We start from the raw sequence: 15,518 nt of genomic DNA on the forward strand, positions 1-15,518 counted from the left end.
TTCAAAAAGGCCCTCACTGACCACCGAAATCCACTTCGCTCCCCGTGCAAAGCCCTCCTTGTGGGAGAAGGTGGCCGAGCGCAGCTCGGTCGGATGAGGGGTGCTGGACGGATCGCGGCGCTGGCGTTTCTTCCAACACCCCTCATCCGTCTCGGCGCTGCGCGCCGATCCACCTTCTCCCACAGGGGAGAAGGAAGAGGAGCTACAGCTTCCCCAAAAGCTCCGGTGTCGGCCAGCCGTCGACCGGTAAGCCTAGCCGCTTCTGCTCCTTGCGGATCGCCTCGCGGGTGTTGGTGCCCAGGATGCCGTCGACCGTGCCCACGTCATAGCCTTTGGCCTCGAGCTTCGTCTGCAAGGCCCTCATCTGGTCGCCGTTGAGGCCGGGTTCGGGATTGCGCGGATCGAATTGCGGCGCGCCCGCCAGCCGCGTGGCGAGATTTGCCGCGGTCAGCGCATAGGTGAAGGATTGGTTCCATTCGAGATAGACGTCGAAATTGTCGTAGACGAGGAAGGCCGGTCCCTTGCGACCCATGGGCAGCGCGAGACCTGCCTTTAGGCCGTTGTCGACAAGCGGCGTGCCATTCGGGTTGGTGACACCCCACTGAGCCCACTGCGTCAGCGGCAGCTTGTTGGTGCGGCCGGTCTGGTCCCATGGCATGTCGTCTGGCACGCGGACTTCCTCGATCCAGGGCTGGTCGCGTTTCCAGCCGCGCGACATGATCTTGTTGGCCGTGGTCATGATCACGTCCGGCGCGCTGCTGCGCAGGTCGACCAGACCGTCGCCGTCGCCATCGACGCCGCGGCCGAGATAGTCGGACGGCAGCATCTGCGTCTGGCCGATTTCGCCCGCCCAAGCGCCGGTGACATCGGCCGGCACGACGCCGCGATCGATGAGGGTCAGCAGCGGCGTGATCTGCGGCCGGAAGAGTTGCGGGCGGCGGCAGTCATGCGAGAGCGTGACCAGTGCGTTCAGCGTGTGGAAATCGCCCTGCACAGCGCCGAAATCGGTTTCTAGCGCCCAGAAAGCGGCGATGATCGGTGGCTGGACGCCAAATTCCCGGTCGGCGCGGGCAAAAACATCCGCGTATTTCTTCAGATTGGCCGCGCCCTGCTTCAGCCTATGGGACGAGATCATACGGTTCGAGAACTCAACGAAGGTCTGGGTAAAGACGCCTTGGGAGCGGTCGCGTGCTAGCACCTTTTCATCGGCGGTGGCGTTTTCCAGCGCCTCAAGGCCGGCAGTGCCGACGCCGGCGCTCTTGGCCTCAGCCGCCACGCCCTGCTTCCACGCCTCGAAATCGCCGCCGCATTGCTGTGCCACCGCTGGCGCCGTGGCGGCCAGAAGCAGCGCCGCGAGAATTTCCAAGCGCAATCGCATCGCCATCCTTCCAAGAAGATTACCGGCGGTTGCAGGCGTCTTCACTGGCTGTGTCGAAAAGCAGGCGGCAGGCCCGGTGTCAACGGGTGTTCTGCCGCAGCCACTTGTTCCAGGCTGCTTCCGAGCCGTTGAAGACATTGATGTCGGCATTGCCCCTCATGCCCGGCACAACGCCGGTTCCGGTGTACTGCCAGAAAGTGAAGGGGTGGCTACCGTATTTCTCGCGCGGGTGCCCGGCCACCGAGCGCAGCCAATAGGGGTAGCCGCGGAAAGCCGACAGGCCGTTGTCGTCGAAGAAATCGATCGAGGTGTAGATGATCGGCTTCTTGCCATAGTGTCTTTCGACGATTTCGAGGAATATGCTCATCTCGCTACGCACCGTGGCCGCATCGGGCCGCAGCCTGCAAGTCGGCGACTTGGCGTTCCATTCCATGTCGAGAACCGGCGGCATCGCCGAGCGGTCTTTGGGCACGTTCTTGATGAACCAGCGCGCCTGCGTGGCGGCCGGCGTGCAAAAATAGTAGAAATGATAGGCCGCGCGCGGAATTCCCGAGGCTTTCGTGCGGCTCCAATGCTCGTCGAAATATTCGTCGAAGCGATCGCCGCCTTCAGTCGCCTTGATGAAAACGAAGGAAATGCCGCTGGCCCTGGCCGCCGGCCAATCGACCGAGGTCTGGTATTTGGAGACGTCGGTGCCGTGAACCGCATAGCTCCACGGCGCGCCGCTTTCCCACTCATGCGGGTCGGAGTCGTCAAAACGGGGTGCACGCACCGCAACGGTCGGGGCGCTCGGCAGCGACGGGGCAAGATCGTCGACGGTCGAGCAGGCGCCCAGCAACGTCAGCATGATGAAAGCCGCGAAACGGCGCATCGCTACTCCTGAACCGGTTTCAGCCGGCCGCTGATGGGTTGTTGCTGCAGGTGGCCCCCTCGACCGTACCCCCAAAGCGATCACCCCACAGGACCGCTCCTATCCCTGGTCATCGCCGATCATGGTTGATATTCCGTTCACGGCGCTCGACAGGAGCCGCGATTTTGCCGAAGCAATGGCGGCAAATCAATGACATAGATGAGCGTCCGGGGGAGTCGGAAAATGCGGACTGTTCTAAGGCTGGTGAAATGGCTGGTCGGGCTGGTCGTGCTGGCGGTCGCAGCACTCGCCGCCTGGCTGTATTTGGCGCCGCCGGAACTGATCCGCGTCGGCTCGGGTTATTCGGCCAAGATCGTCTGCTCGAATGTCTTTATCGCCGGACGCGATGCCAATGAGGTGCTCGCCGTCGACGTGCAGGCGCCAGGCCATCCATTGCTGAGGCTGATGAGGATCTCTGTCGACAAGAAGCAGGGCACGGTTTCGGCGGGGCTGTTTGGCGTGTTCGGCAAGAGCGTCGCGGTCGTTCGTGACGGGCTCGGCTGCACGTCGGTTCCGGACGGCAATGTCACCGCTGCCAAGGCGGTCATCGGGGCGGCGCTGACGCCGGCACCGCCGCTCGACGCGCTCTGGCCCGACGGCGACAAGGCCGACGTCTCGCAGAACCCCGAAATCGAGCAAATCCTTGACGATCCCGCAATGACCGGCCCAGGTATGCGGGCGGTGGTGGTGGTCAAGAACGGCCGCATCGTCGCCGAGCGCTATGGCGACGGCTTTACTGAAAAGACGCCGCTGCTCGGCTGGTCGATGACCAAGACGGTGAACGCCGCGATCGTCGGCACCCTGGTGAAAGACGGCAAGATGGCGATGACGAACCAGGGGCTGTTCGGACCCTGGAAAACGGACGGCCGCGCTGCCATCAGCCTCGCCGACATGATGGCGATGTCGAGCGGGCTGGAGTTCAACGAGGAGTATGGCGACGTCGCCGACGTGACGCGGATGCTTTATCTCGAGCCTGATATGGCCGGCTTTGCCGGATCCAAGCCACTGACCGGCGAAGTGGGCAAAATGTTCTCCTATTCGAGCGGCACGGCGGTGATGCTGTCCAGGCTGTGGCAGGACGCGATCGGCGACAAGAACAAGGCGCTGGCGTGGCCGAGGGTTGCGCTGTTCGACCCGCTCGGCATGCAGAGTGCGGTGCTGGAGGCCGATGAGCACGGCACCTTCGTCGGCTCGTCACATCTCTACGCCACCGCGCGCGACTGGGCGCGCTTTGGCCAGTTCCTGCTGCAGGACGGTGTCTGGAACGGCAAGGAGATCCTGACTGCGGGTTTCGTCAACTGGATGCGGGAAGCTGCACCGGCCTCGAAAGTCTACGGCAGGGGCCAATTGTGGATCGAGGGGCCGGGCGACGAGGAGAGCCCCGGCGCCGGCACCGCTGCGGGCTTGCCTGGGGACACCTACTGGATGGAGGGCCATGACGGGCAGACCATCGCCATCGTCCCCTCGGAGCAGCTGGTGGTGGTGCGGCTCGGCCTGACGCCGGCCAAGCTCGGCTATCGGCCGCAGACGATGCTGGCAGCGCTGGTGAAGGCGCTGCAATAGAAAAGCTATCTGCGCGATCCGACCACAGCGAGCCACGCATAGCCGCGATACAGTGTTCTGAACCGAAGGCTTGCGCCGATCCGCTCGGATTCCGATTCCAGGACATCGCGCAGGGATTCACGCGGCTCGACATGGAATTTTCTCAGCCAGCCGCGCAGCAGTGTGCGGAACCAGCCGGGCAGGGCCTCCTGCTGGCCGAAATCGACGACGTGCAGCGAGCCGCCAGCCGACAGGGCTGCAAGTGCCGCGGAAATTGTCTTCTCCCAACCGGGGATCATCGATAGCGAATATGAGACAAAAATGCGGTCGAAACTTTCGACAGAAAACAGTGCTTTCGCGTCGAAATCCGTCGCGTCGCCGCGCGCCAGCTTGACGCGGCCGGACAGGCCTTCGCGGGCAATGGCAGCCATGGCCGTTTCCAACATTTCGGCCGAAATATCGAGACCGAAGAAGCGGGCGTCGGGATAGCGGCGGGCGGCGAGGACTATGTTGCGGCCGGTGCCGCAGCCGAGTTCGAGCATCGTGCCGCCGGCAGGCACATCCAGCCCTGATATCAGCCGGTCGCGGCCGAGCAGGTAATATTTGCGGGTCAGGTCGTAGATATGGCGCTGCCAGCGGTAGACGCCGTCCATCAGTTCGGCGTGCCTGGCCGGCAGTTCGGTCGTGCTCATGCGGACAGCTTCACATAAAGGTGGAAGCCGCCATAGATGGCCGAACGGTCGCGGGCCGAGAATTCGCGCGAGGCTTCGTCCGCATAGCTCCATTGGTCGAGCAGCGAATTCGAGACACGGCCGGGCAGCAGGCTGGGTTCGGCCGCGGTGCGGAAGATGACGCGGGCATCAGTCGACGCGGTGCGGGTGATCTCGGCCCATAGCGCGTTGAGCTGGTCGTCGGTCATCCAGTCCTGCGCGTCGAGCAGGACGAAGCGGTCGACGGAACCGGCATCCTTGCCGGCGAGGAATTCGATCAGATTGGCATGGTGGATGGCGACGCGGTCGACATTGTTGCGGATCGTCTTGTAGTTGCGCTTTTCGAGATAGGCGGGCAGCGCCGCCTCGCCAGGATTGGGATAGCGGCGGGCAAAAGCCTGCCAGGCGAAATAGTTGTTCTCTAGCGGAAAATCGCAAGCGAGCTTTTCGAGCCGGGCCTTCAGCACGCTGGCCATGGTGCCGTCGCCCGAGGTGATCAGCGAATCGTACTGCGCCGGCGGAATGCCGAGCCCGAACAGCGAGGCCTTTCGCGAGGTGGCCCATTTCAGCAGCGGCTTTTCGAAGACCGGCGCCAACTCCTCATTGAAGAAGCGGCGCTGATCGGCGAGGCTTTTGGCTTCCATGATGCCGGCCGGGTCGACCCCGAAGAACTTGGCAGTGCGGTGGCCCATGGCGATGAACAGGCCGAGCAGGCCGGTCTGGTAGAAATTGCGGTCGAAGACGGCGATGCGGCGACGCCTGCGCCAGTTGCGATGCTCCCAATAGTGGCGGCTGACCGGATCGAGATGCGGCGCGATGAAGCGGTCGTAGGCTTGCGAATTGTGACGGGTCTCGGCAGCGCCGAAGAAACGGAACAGGTCGCCCTGCGAGGGCAGATGACGCACCGCCTCGAGCTTCATGCGGTTCAGCGCGATGTGGGCGGTGTTGAGATCGACGGCGTCGATCCTCTCCGGCGACCGGGTGAGATAGGCAAGGATGTTGCAGCCGCCCGAGGCGATGGTGACGACACGGTGGCCCTGATCAAGCTGCATCGCGTCCATGTCGACGTCGGGGTCTTCCCAGATCTGCGGATAGACGAGGCCGGAAAACAAAAAGGCGAAGAGCCGTTCGGAGAGGCCGGCCTTCGACAGCGGGCGATTCTGATAGACGGCCTTGCCAACTTCCTTGCCGCGGCGAAAAACCAGTTCTCCGGAAAGATCCGTCATGACAAGGCGATTCCCCATTTGCTCTGGCGCAAGCGGGTAGCGCAGCGTTATGACAGGCCGGTGACAACCTGTTGAAGCTAACTCAGGCCTCGCCAAACCCACCTGGCGTCGGTGTCGTGAGGATGACGGCGTCGCCGGCCTCCAGCACCGTCTGGTCGCAAGCCTTTAGGACTTCGACGCGGCCATCCTTGCGGCGGACCTTGGTCGAGCCGGCCTCGCCATCGCCGCCGCCGTCCAGGCCCTGCGGCGGGCGGTTGCGATGCGAGGACAGGATGGCGCACTCCATCTTTTCAAGGAAACGGATGGTGCGCTTGGTGCCGTCGCCGGCACTCCATTTGCCTTTGCCGCCGGAGCCTTCGCGGATGTGGAAATCCTCGAGCAGGACGGGAAAACGCAATTCCAGCACTTCCGGGTCGGTCAAGCGCGAATTGGTCATGTGGGTGTGGACGCCGGAGGTGCCGGCAAAGCCGCGGCCGTTGTTCATCCGGCCTGCCGGCGAGCCGGAGCAGATCGTCTCGTAATACTGGTACTGCTTGTTGCCGAAGGTGAGGTTGTTCATCGTGCCTTGCGCGTTGGCCATCGCGCCCATGGCGCCGAGCAGCGCATTGGTGACATGTTGGGAGGTCTCGACATTGCCGGCGACGACGGCAGCCGGATAGGCGGGCTTCAGCATCGAGCCATCGGGGATGATGATGTTGATGGGTCTCAGACACCCGGCATTCATCGGGATCATGTCCTCGACCATGACGCGGAAGACATAGAGCACGGCTGCGCGGGCGACCGGCTCGGGAGCGTTGAAATTGTTCTTCATGACCGGCGACGTGCCGGTGAAGTCGACGGTCGCCTCACGCTTTTGCCGGTCGACCGATATCTTCACCTTGATGATCTGGCCGGTGTCGGTTGGATACTCGTATACGGAACTGTCGGGCAGCCGCTCCAGCACACGGCGCACACTTTCGGCTGCGTTGTCCTGGACGTGACCCATATAGGCCTCGACGACATCGAGACCGAAATGCGTGACCATCTTGCGCAGCTCGGCAACGCCCTTTTCGTTGGCGGCAATCTGCGCCTTGAGGTCGGCGATGTTCTGGTGCGGATTGCGCGCGGGGTAGCGATGGTCGGTGAGCAGCGTCTCCAGTTCCTTCTCGCGGAACCGGCCGCGGTCGACGATGCGGAAATTGTCGAACAGCACGCCTTCCTCGTCGACCGTGGTGGCAAGCGGCGTCATCGAGCCGGGCGCTGTGCCGCCGATGTCGGCATGATGGCCGCGCGAGGCGACGTAAAAGAGGATCTCCGGCGATTGGCCGATCTCCCTCCTTGAGGGGGAGATGCCCGGCAGGGCAGAGGGGGGCGTGACAGAATGAGAGGTTGGCGGGACAGCGCCCCCCTCTGTCGGCTTCGCCGACATCTCCCCCTCAAGGGGGGAGATTGGCCGCGCTTCCTCGAACACCGGCGTCACCACCGTAATGTCAGGCAGATGGGTGCCGCCATTGTAGGGCGCGTTGAGGGCAAAGACGTCGCCGGGGTGAATGTCGCCGGAGTTGAGCCGGATGATGGTTTCCACCGAACGGTCCATGGAGCCGAGATGCACCGGCATGTGCGGCGCATTGGCGACCAGCGCGCCATGACGGTCGAAGACGGCGCAGGAAAAATCCAGCCGTTCCTTGATGTTGACGGAATAGGCGGTGTTTTGCAGCGTCACGCCCATCTGTTCGGCGATCGACATGAACAGGTTGTTGAACACCTCCAGCATGACCGGATCGGCCTCGGTGCCGAGCGCCGCCTGCCGGCGCTTTTTCTCGATGCGGCGCAAGAGCACATGGTTCTTGGCGGTGATCTCGGCCTGCCAGCCCGGCTCGACGACGATGGTCTGGTTCGGCTCGATGATCAAAGCAGGGCCGGCAACCTTGTTGCCCGGTTTCAGTGTTTCGCGAGGAAAGATATTGGCGTCGCGCCAAGTGCCGTCGGCGAAGATCTTCCTATTCTCCGCAGGGTTTGCGGCGATGTCCTCAAGGGCTGAATCACTTTCCTCGCGGCCGGTGCCGCCGGTGTCGATGCCTTCGACGCCGACCGATTCCACGATCATCGGCTTGTCGTCATAGACGAAACCGAACTGCGCCTTGTGGACCGTTTCGAAATCGCCCTTGGCCCGTGTGATCGAGCCGTGCTCGAAATTCACGGGCAATGCAGTGTCGGTGCCGTCATAGCGGATCTGCAGCACCGGTTTCGAGACGACAGCGTCCTCGGTGATGCCTTGCGCGGCAAGCTCGTCGATGACGGCTTTTTGTAATGTCGCGATGAGGTCGTCGATCGCCGGCCGGGAGTCTTCCGCCAGCGGTTTCAGCAGCGCTTGCTGGCGCGACGAAAAAATCGAGGACAATCCAATGCCGTATGCCGAAAGCAGGCCGGAGAAAGGATGGATCAGCACCGCTTCCATGCCGAGTGCGTCGGCAACGAGGCAGGCGTGCTGGCCGCCGGCGCCACCGAAACAGTTCAGGAGATATTCGGTGACATCGTAGCCGCGCTGCACGGAAATCTTCTTGATTGCGTTGGCCATGTTTTCGACGGCGATGGTGACAAACCCTTCGGCGACCGCCTCCGGCGTCCGGCCGTCGCCGATTTCGGCGGCGAGTGCTGCGAATTTCTCGCGCACGGTCTGCACGTCGAGCGGCTCGTTCTGGCCGGGTCCGAAAATGGCCGGAAAGAAGTCGGGTTGCAGCTTGCCCAACATGACATTGGCGTCGGTGACGGCCAGCGGGCCGCCGCGCCGGTACGCAGCCGGGCCAGGATTGGCGCCGGCCGAATCCGGCCCGGCGCGGAAGCGGCCGGCCTCGTAATGCAGGATCGAGCCGCCGCCGGCGGCGACGGTGTGGATGCGCATCATCGGCGCGCGGATGCGCACGCCGGCAACCTCGGTGTCGAAGGCGCGCTCATAGTCGCCGTCATAATGGGCGACGTCGGTCGAGGTGCCGCCCATGTCGAAGCCGATGACCCTGTTGAAACCGGCGAGTTTTGCCGTCTCGACCATGCCGACGACGCCGCCGGCCGGGCCGGACAACAGCGCGTCCTTTCCCTGGAACATGTCAGCAGCGGTGAGGCCTCCCGACGACATCATGAACATCAGGCGGGGGCTTTCCCTCCCCCTTGAGGGGAGGGTGGCGGCGAAGCCGCCGGGTGGGGTCGGCTCGACTGGGTTCGACGCTCTGGCGGCGCCTTCTGCGATTACCCCCTCTGGCCGCTTTGCGGCCATCTCCCCCTCGACGGGGGAGAAAACGCCCAGCTCTCCCGCCACCCTTTGCACATAGCGCGACAGAATCGGCGACAAATAGGCGTCGACCACCGTGGTGTCGCCGCGGCCGACCAGCTTGATGAGTGGCGAGACTTCATGGCTGACGGAGATCTGCGAAAACCCCAGTTTTCTGCAGACTTTTGCAACCGCCTTTTCGTGGTCGGGATATTTCCAGGCATGCATGAAGACGATCGCCACGGCATCAATGCCGTCCGCCCTGGCTTGCTCGATGGCCGGCCGGCAGGCGGCCATGTCGAGCAGCCGTTCGACATTCCCGTCGGCGCGCACGCGTTCTTCGACCTCGATGACGCGCTCGTAGAGCTGTTCGGGAAGAATGATCTCCTTGGCGAAGATGTCGGGCCGCGCCTGATAGGCGATCCTCAGCGCGTCGCGAAATCCCCTGGTGATGAGCAGCAGCACACGGTCGCCCTTGCGCTCCAGAAGCGCGTTGGTGGCAACGGTGGTGCCCATCTTGATGTCGCCGATCAGGCTTGATGGGATCGGAGCGCCGGATTTTAATCCAAGCAGCTCGCGAATGCCCTGGATGGCGGCGTCGGCATAGGCTTCAGGATTCTCGGACAGCAGCTTGCGTGGGTGCAGCCCGCCTTTCGGGTCACGGCCGATGACATCGGTGAAGGTGCCGCCGCGGTCGATCCAGAAATCCCATTTGGCGGTCACGGCAGCTCTCCCAGGCATTTTATTGATTCAATGTGTTAATTCGCAGTAGCCCGACCGGCAACGGCAAAAGCAGATGATGTTACATACGGAAATGCAACGTTACGAAACTCATAGGCGCCTGATGCATTCTGTCCTCGATCGTCACCGTTAGCGGGGGCGTGATTAGAGGAGAGATACCATGAAGAAACTCATTCTTGCGTCGTTTTCGGCGCTTGCCCTGCTTGGCGTTGCGGCTTGCAGCGACAGCGGCACGGGCGGGGACGCCACAACCACGCAGAGCACCAATCCGCCGGCGGCCGAACAGCCGATGCAGCCGGCTCCTGACGCCACGAAGCCGGCTGAGCCGGCTCCGGCAGAGCCTGCTCCTGCGCCGGCGCAGTAGTTTATCTGACTGAGGACCGGGAAGGCCGGTAAGATGCCGGCCTTCCCCGCATCTGTTTCTCAAGACACGCGCGCCTTGCGGCGATGGCCATCACCGCAAGCGTTTTGTCTGTCACTTTTTCGCCCCAGCAGACGACCCTATCAGCCGGCATTTCCCGCGCCCGTTTCCCCGAGACGACATAGCCGAAGCTCGCCGCCATGGCGGTAACGAACAGCAAGATGTCGCAAAGGCCTGCGGTTTTGCGCGCTATGCCGGTGCATTCCATGATCGACGGTTAGCGCCAGCTGCTTCAGGCATCCCGCGAAATCGGTTAGCCGGCCCTGCGGCATTGTCTTCGCTTGATAGCGGTGCCCGGTTAGCCCTAATAGGTGCTCATGTCGATTTGGGATCGCCTCGGCGACTTCATCACGCGCGTTTCGTCCTCAACCTCGTCGGGTGTCGCCGACGTGGTCGAAGCCGTGCGCACGGTTTTCTCCGGCGATCCGGATCTGCGCCGGCGCGTCGCCTTCTCGGTGGCGATGATCGCGCTGTCGGCCAAGATGGCCAAGGCCGACGGCATCGTAACGCAGGACGAGGTGCGCGCCTTCCAGCAAATATTCGAGGTGCCGAAGGAGCAGACGCGCAATGTGGCGCGGCTCTACGATCTGGCCAAGCGCGACATCGCCGGCTTCGAGACCTATGCCGCGCGCATGGCGCAGCTTTGCGGCTCCGGCCATTCGAACTGCGCGATGCTGGAGGACATTCTCGACGGGCTGTTCCACATCGCCAAGGCTGACGGGCTGGTTCATGAGCGCGAAGGCCAGTTCCTGCATCGTATCGCCGAGATCTTCCGGATCGAGGAGGCGCATTACCAGAGCATTCTGGCTCGGCACGTCGACCTGGGTGCGGCCGATCCCTATGTCGTGCTTGGCATCGAGCGGGGAAAACCGTTCGAGGAGGTCCGAAAACGTTATCGCAAGCTGGTTTCGGACAACCATCCCGACCGGCTGATCGCACGCGGCCTGCCGCAGGAGTTCATCAAGATCGCAACGAGCAGGATAGCGGCGATCAACGCGGCCTATGAGATGATCGAACGAGGCCTGCGGCACGCATGAGCGGCTTCCTGCCCGACGAGCCGAGCGCCGAGGTAAGGGTATCGCCGAATTTCGGTCCACGACGCGAGACGGCCAAGCCCGATATGGTCGTGCTGCACTACACCGGTATGAAGACCGGCGCCGGCGCCGAAGCCTGGCTGTGCGATCCGGCGAGCGAGGTTTCATCGCACTATCTCGTCCATGAGGATGGCCGCATCGTCCAGATGGTCAGGGAAAGCGACCGTGCCTGGCATGCCGGTAAGAGTTCGTGGTTCGGACGCAGCGACATCAACTCCTGTTCGGTCGGCATCGAGATCGTCAATCCCGGGCATTCGCTGGGCTATCGGAATTTTCCGAAACGGCAGATCGATGCCGTCATCGGTTTGTGCAAGGGAATTGTTCAGCGCCATTCGATTCCAGCTCAACGGGTGCTCGCCCATTCCGACGTCGCGCCGGGACGCAAGATCGATCCGGGCGAGAAATTCCCCTGGAAGGCCCTGTCCGAAGCCGGTGTCGGCCACCTCGTCGAAGCGGCACCCGTCAGGCATGGCGCGGTGCTGAAAGTCGGCGACACGGATGCTGAAGTCGAGGCGTTGCAGTCGATGCTGGCGCTCTATGGTTATGGCGTGGAGATATCAGGTGCTTTCGACCGGCAGACCGAAATCGTCGTCGAGGCTTTCCAGCGGCATTTCCGGCAACGCAAAGTGGATGGCGTGGCCGACGGATCGACAATCCGCACGCTGGAAAGACTGCTTGCTTCCGTAAGGGCAGCTCCGACCAGGTAGTCTTTATCTTAGTCGTTAAATTACAATCTGTCACTTAAAGTGACTTGCCTCGCCTTCTTTGCCGCTAATTCGACCGTCAAAGGCGGTCCGTGCAAGTTGTCGGACCTACAGCCCCCCATATGTTCCGATGTTGATTTAGCGTACCTGCGTGAAGTTCTTCGCGCGGTTCAGACAGAACAGGATCCCATGCTGAAATTGACCGTTTTAACGGCAGCTGTTGCTGCCGGCGTAATGACTTTTGCCATCGGTGCGGCCAATGGCGCGCCACTGAGCCAGCGAGCCGACCAGGGTTTCATTACCGCGTCCGACAAAATCGCCACGCCGAAAGCCGGCCAAGTTGCGAAGGAAAAAAGGACGGTCTCCGCAAAGGCGGTAAAAGCTGCTGCGGTAAAGGTGAAAAAGCCAGCATCCGCAAAGGCGGAAAAAGCTGGGGTAAAAGTGAAAAAGCCAACCTCTGCAAAAAAGGCAGTCTCCAAGCGGCATGTGAAGCGCAACAGGACCCGCATCGACCAGGCGACGACGGCGTCGATCGGCCGGAAAAGTCGGGCGACGGTGCCGAAGGCGGCGGCCGCTGGCGGCAATGACCAGTATTCTACGATCATCGAGCGTCATGCCGCCAGCAACGGTGTGCCGGTCTCGCTCGCCAAGGCCGTCATCATGATCGAGAGCAGCTTTCAGCCGAACCAGGTCGGCAGCGCCGGTGAGATCGGCCTGATGCAGATCAAGCCGTCGACGGCGCGGATGATGGGTTACAGCGGCTCGATCAAGGGTCTCTACGATCCCGAGACCAACATCAAATACGGCATGAAATATCTCGCCATGGCGCGGAACCTCGGCGGCGGCACGACCTGCGGCACGATCCTGAAGTATAATGCCGGGCATGGCGCCAAGCGGATGAACCCGATATCCGCGGCCTATTGCGGCAAGGTCAAGGTGCAGTTGGCCGCGCTTGGGGCGCCGGCGTAATAAGTCACAACCTGCTTTTTTGTTTGCGTTTTCGGACGTGAACCCCTTTATACGCCTTGCCAGCTGGCCGGGCGGCCGCACCCGCGAAGCCGAAAGGCTGCGGGTGAGGAAAGTCCGGGCTCCATGGAGACACGGTGCCGGTTAATGGCCGGCGGGGGCGACCCTAGGGAAAGTGCCACAGAAAGCAAACCGCCACGATCCGTCGTGGTAAGGGTGAAAGGGTGGGGTAAGAGCCCACCGCGCGACTGGCAACAGGAGCGGCACGGTAAACCCCACCGGGAGCAAGACCGAATAGGGGCGGTGCGAGGGGAAACCCTCGAGGGCTGTTTCCGGCTCACCGTCCGGGTAGGTTGCGTGAGGCGCATGGCAACATGCGCCCAAGATGAATGGCCGCCACGTTCTCGTCCCGCAAGGGGCGAGGGCCATACAGAACCCGGCTTACAGGCCAGCTGGCAATTTCTTCTAGATTCTACAAGGAAATTCCCTGATATCAGCAGGTTGCGCCTTCGGGCGCGCCTGCTGGTTCAGGCGCTTCATTGACTGAATCAGCTTGCGGGGCCTGTGCCAGGAACAAGCGTTTCTTGAAGTTGGTGCGATTAAATCGTACCATATATACGGGCAATATCAGGAGCGCATCATGGGTCAGGTCGATAAACGCAGCATCACGCTTTCGCCGGAACTGGCGGCGGCGGTCGACGACGTGGTCGCCGCCGGCGAGTACGCTTCGGCGAGCGAGGTGATCCGCGACGCGCTCAGGCAATGGAAGGACCGGCGCGATCTGCACGGCTATACGGTCGAGGAGTTGCGCAAGCTGGTACAGGAGGGGATCGACAGCGGACCGGCGCTGGACGGGCCGCCAATCATGGAACGATTGCGCGCCAAATATCTGAAAATAGCCGAGGCCAAGGGCCTTGAGGAGTGAAATACCGCCTGCTTCCTCAGGCATTGATCGACCTCGAACTTATCGGCGACTACATTGCCGAACACAATCCTAATGCGGCGGTCCGCCTCGTGGACACCTTGGAGAGGCGTTGGGATTTGCTGACCCTGCATCCTTTCTCAGGCGCGCCGCGCGAAGACATTGCGCCCGGCATTCGCCATCTAGTCGTCGGCGAATATCTCACCTTGTACCGTGTCGGCGAGGATTCAGTCGAAATCCTGCGCGTGCTGCATGGCCGGCGCAATATCGAGGCCGACGACGTCGGCTCGTGATCTTCAGCCGCTGATGCCGTCCAACGACGCCTCGATCGCCTGCCAAAGCTCTTCCACCGGTTCGCAGCCGACCGACAGGCGAACGAAGCCGGGCGGAACAGCGTCTCCTCTTTTCGCTCGCCGTTCCGCCGAAGTGTGCACGCCTCCGAACGACGTCGCCGCCTGCATCAATGCGCAGTTGTTGATGAAATCCTCGGCCTTGTCCTCCGAGGCGAGCACGAATGAGATGAGAAAGCCGAAGCGCTCCATCTGGGCGTGGCCAAGATTGTGCGACGGATCGCTTTTAAGCCCCGGGAAGCGCAAGCCGCTGATCGCAGGATGGTCCTTCAGCCGCCGCGCCAGCACTTCCGCGGAAGAGCACATGCGGTCGAAACGCACGTCGAGCGTTTCCAGGCCGCGATGCACCAGCCATGCCTCGAACGGCCCGGGAATGGCGCCTGATGTTTCGCGCCAGTCAGTGACGGCAGCAATGATATCCGCATTGCGGCTGGCGACATGGCCGAACAGCACGTCGGAATGGCCATTGGGTGCCTTGGTGTCGGCGGCAACAACGATGTCGGCGCCGAGATCGAGCGGTCGTTGGCCGAAGGGCGTCATCGTCGTGTTGTCGACCACCAGGATCGCGCCCGCTTTGTGCGCCGCTTCGGCGACAGCCGTAATGTCGCAGATATCCAGTCCCGGGTTGGCGGGAGTTTCGACGAAGGCCAGTCGATATCCATCGAAGCCGCCGTCGAGGAAGGTCGATGTCGGCCGGACATCGTAGGCGACGCCGAAAGATTTCAGGAAGCGCTCCGCCAGCGCTCTGGTGGTGTGATAGCCGTCCGACGGCAGCAGGATACGGTCGCCGGATTTGAGCAACCCAAAAAACACCGCCGAGATTGCAGCCATTCCCGAGGGGAAGGCAACACACGGCGCGTCTTCCAGATGCGCCAGCATGTGTTCGACCGCGTCCCAGGTCGGATTGCTGAAGCGGCCATATTGATCGAAGCCGGTGGCGTCGCCGGGCGCGTGGAAAATGGCCGCCATAGTCAGGGGCAAAGGGATTGGGGCGCCCTTGGCAAGCCTGCCGCGACGCAGATGGGGAAGTGCGGCCGCGCGGAACTTGGCTGTTTCGGACATGGATTTCAACCTTGTTTCTGACCGGGAAAGGACGGGCCGACGCTATGCGTGGCAGCGACCCGCGGCAAGCCGACTCCGGTTAGGCCAAGCGGCTCTAAACGCTTCGTTAGGCTTAATGGAGCATAAAGACGGGAGTGCCGTCAAAGCTGCTCTCATCGGTTGTGGCGCGCGCGTTTGTGAAGCCTATTCCCGTTGACGCCCATAACGCCCCATGATATCCCATTTCGATATTCAAGCCTTCGTTCCGC

14 protein-coding genes and 1 other RNA gene are annotated in these 15,518 nt (G+C 62.4%); 8 read left to right on the forward strand and 7 right to left on the reverse strand.

The annotated features are described in order from the left end of the window. Nucleotides 1–202 precede the first annotated feature (202 nt). Entirely contained in the window at nucleotides 203–1,378 is a 1,176-nt protein-coding gene (locus CIT25_RS04175; RefSeq protein WP_095483473.1) for a lytic murein transglycosylase, read from the reverse strand. 79 nt (nucleotides 1,379–1,457) lie between these two features. Further along, nucleotides 1,458–2,249: a glycoside hydrolase family 25 protein gene (locus CIT25_RS04180; protein ID WP_095483313.1), complete on the reverse strand. Its 792-nt coding sequence runs from the start codon at nucleotides 2,247–2,249 to the stop codon at nucleotides 1,458–1,460. A gap of 222 nt (nucleotides 2,250–2,471) precedes the next feature. Here CIT25_RS04180 and CIT25_RS04185 point away from each other — a divergent pair, with 222 nt between their 5' ends. Beyond that, nucleotides 2,472–3,851 carry a serine hydrolase domain-containing protein gene (locus tag CIT25_RS04185; protein ID WP_095483314.1) on the forward strand — a complete coding sequence of 460 codons (1,380 nt, stop codon included), beginning with the start codon at nucleotides 2,472–2,474 and terminating at the stop codon, nucleotides 3,849–3,851. A 5-nt stretch (nucleotides 3,852–3,856) separates the two neighbouring features. Here the strand turns inward: CIT25_RS04185 and CIT25_RS04190 are convergent, their stop codons facing one another. The 3 genes from CIT25_RS04190 to CIT25_RS04200 form a co-directional block, all read right to left on the reverse strand. Next, complete coding sequence (locus CIT25_RS04190; RefSeq protein ID WP_095483315.1) at nucleotides 3,857–4,522, reverse strand: SAM-dependent methyltransferase; 666 nt, start codon at nucleotides 4,520–4,522, stop codon at nucleotides 3,857–3,859. Further along, a complete protein-coding gene (locus CIT25_RS04195) occupies nucleotides 4,519–5,766 on the reverse strand; it encodes a BtaA family protein (protein ID WP_245329759.1) in 1,248 nt (415 codons plus the stop codon). The genes CIT25_RS04190 and CIT25_RS04195 overlap by 4 nt, the downstream gene beginning before the upstream one ends. An 82-nt stretch (nucleotides 5,767–5,848) precedes the next feature. Continuing rightward, complete coding sequence (locus CIT25_RS04200) at nucleotides 5,849–9,733, reverse strand: hydantoinase B/oxoprolinase family protein (protein WP_095483316.1); 3,885 nt, start codon at nucleotides 9,731–9,733, stop codon at nucleotides 5,849–5,851. Nucleotides 9,734–9,911: 178 nt separating this feature from the next. On the opposite strand from CIT25_RS04200, the gene CIT25_RS04205 reads away from it, so the two are divergent. The 3 genes from CIT25_RS04205 (at nucleotide 9,912) to CIT25_RS04220 (ending at nucleotide 11,973) form a co-directional block, all read left to right on the forward strand. Continuing rightward, a complete protein-coding gene (locus CIT25_RS04205; protein ID WP_095483317.1) occupies nucleotides 9,912–10,115 on the forward strand; it encodes a hypothetical protein in 204 nt (67 codons plus the stop codon). A gap of 374 nt (nucleotides 10,116–10,489) precedes the next feature. Then, the gene (locus CIT25_RS04215; protein ID WP_095483319.1) at nucleotides 10,490–11,209 is read left to right on the forward strand and encodes a J domain-containing protein; all 720 of its coding nucleotides are present in this window, start codon (nucleotides 10,490–10,492) and stop codon (nucleotides 11,207–11,209) included. After that, nucleotides 11,206–11,973, forward strand: coding sequence for an N-acetylmuramoyl-L-alanine amidase (locus CIT25_RS04220; RefSeq protein ID WP_095483320.1), 768 nt, complete (start codon nucleotides 11,206–11,208; stop codon nucleotides 11,971–11,973). The genes CIT25_RS04215 and CIT25_RS04220 overlap by 4 nt, the downstream gene beginning before the upstream one ends. A gap of 167 nt (nucleotides 11,974–12,140) precedes the next feature. Here CIT25_RS04220 and CIT25_RS38405 read toward each other — a convergent pair whose 3' ends face one another. Then, the gene (locus CIT25_RS38405) at nucleotides 12,141–12,449 is read right to left on the reverse strand and encodes a hypothetical protein (RefSeq protein WP_425351728.1); all 309 of its coding nucleotides are present in this window, start codon (nucleotides 12,447–12,449) and stop codon (nucleotides 12,141–12,143) included. A gap of 7 nt (nucleotides 12,450–12,456) precedes the next feature. Between CIT25_RS38405 and CIT25_RS38410 the strand changes: the two genes are divergently transcribed. From CIT25_RS38410 to CIT25_RS04240, 4 genes are all read left to right on the forward strand, one after another. Further along, nucleotides 12,457–12,939 carry a lytic transglycosylase domain-containing protein gene (locus CIT25_RS38410; protein ID WP_425351729.1) on the forward strand — a complete coding sequence of 161 codons (483 nt, stop codon included), beginning with the start codon at nucleotides 12,457–12,459 and terminating at the stop codon, nucleotides 12,937–12,939. 59 nt (nucleotides 12,940–12,998) lie between these two features. Further along, nucleotides 12,999–13,396, forward strand: an RNA gene (rnpB, locus tag CIT25_RS04230) — RNase P RNA component class A. A 180-nt stretch (nucleotides 13,397–13,576) separates the two neighbouring features. Then, complete coding sequence (locus CIT25_RS04235; protein WP_095483322.1) at nucleotides 13,577–13,861, forward strand: type II toxin-antitoxin system ParD family antitoxin; 285 nt, start codon at nucleotides 13,577–13,579, stop codon at nucleotides 13,859–13,861. Next, complete coding sequence (locus CIT25_RS04240; protein ID WP_095483323.1) at nucleotides 13,858–14,151, forward strand: type II toxin-antitoxin system RelE/ParE family toxin; 294 nt, start codon at nucleotides 13,858–13,860, stop codon at nucleotides 14,149–14,151. Before CIT25_RS04235 ends, CIT25_RS04240 begins: the two co-directional genes overlap by 4 nt. A 3-nt stretch (nucleotides 14,152–14,154) precedes the next feature. Here CIT25_RS04240 and CIT25_RS04245 read toward each other — a convergent pair whose 3' ends face one another. Then, nucleotides 14,155–15,270, reverse strand: coding sequence for a cystathionine gamma-lyase (locus CIT25_RS04245; RefSeq protein ID WP_095483324.1), 1,116 nt, complete (start codon nucleotides 15,268–15,270; stop codon nucleotides 14,155–14,157). Nucleotides 15,271–15,518: the final 248 nt, after the last annotated feature.

It is taken from the genome of Mesorhizobium mediterraneum, from assembly GCF_002284565.1.
Lineage (GTDB): Bacteria > Pseudomonadota > Alphaproteobacteria > Rhizobiales > Rhizobiaceae > Mesorhizobium > Mesorhizobium mediterraneum.